The following is an 857-nucleotide window of genomic DNA, read 5'->3' as shown; positions in this document are numbered from 1 at the left end:
TCTGAAAGGTGAGCTTCCTTTTGGCGATGATACTGATCCTTATGTTTGGCTATTAGATCCAGAACAACAATTGAAAGCTCACTCAATTATTGAAGCATTTAGGCAGCAGTCACAAAGCAACATATATGAAGACTGGCAATGTCCTCATTGTCTTGAACACAACGAAGGACAGTTTGGTGCGTGTTGGCAATGTGGATATCAAATTGGGGAGCCATGATCGTTCCCCTATTCTCGCATTTCAGGTGTCTACATTGATGGCTAGGCGACGATACTTTGTTGCTTTATAAATTCGATAGAGTGTTGGTTAAAATCTTCAGGACGCTCTACATTGCAGACATGACCGCAGTTTGGAATTTCACGCAAGATACTGAGCTTATGCGCTGCAACCATCTCTTTCACCGGTTGGATGAACATATAGTCTCTATCACCCATCAAATACAATGTCGGTATGGGTAACTCTCTGTCTTTGAAGTACTTCATCAATGGGTTTACATCCGCGGCAAGAATAAACCAGCGTTTAAACTCTTTTTGGCACAGCTTCTTTGCTTCTCGAATAAACAAATGCCTTGATTCACGCTGACTTCGTTGCGGCATCACAATGTAAGCAAACAGCTTATACAACCACATATAAGGCAAGATATGTTTACAGAAGTTACCCAACTTAACCAAAATCTGCGAACGCGTATTCAAGCGTGTCACCGCACCGCCTAAAACCATCGAACGAACTCTTTCAGAAGACAACTCCGCTAAATTTCGAACAATGATCGTACCCAACGACATGCCAACAAAGTGCGCCGACTGGATTTTTAGGTGATCCAGCACTTTTAATATATCTTGCGTCACTTCCGTGAAGGTGT

2 protein-coding genes are annotated in these 857 nt (G+C 42.5%); one reads left to right on the top strand and one right to left on the bottom strand.

Going from position 1 to position 857, the window contains the following annotated elements:
- On the top strand, window positions 1-217 hold a 217-nt coding region (locus R7040_RS25470), incomplete at its 5' end, for a DUF2007 domain-containing protein (protein ID WP_318097426.1).
- A 41-nt stretch (window positions 218-258) separates the two neighbouring features.
- Here R7040_RS25470 and R7040_RS25465 read toward each other — a convergent pair.
- Window positions 259-857, bottom strand: a 599-nt coding sequence (locus tag R7040_RS25465; protein WP_318097424.1) for an alpha/beta hydrolase, incomplete at its 5' end; no start/stop codon positions are given.

This window comes from Vibrio sp. 1069 (assembly GCF_033340555.1).
Note: the sequence above shows the minus strand (reverse complement) of the source record. Positions and strands in the feature narration are given on the sequence as shown.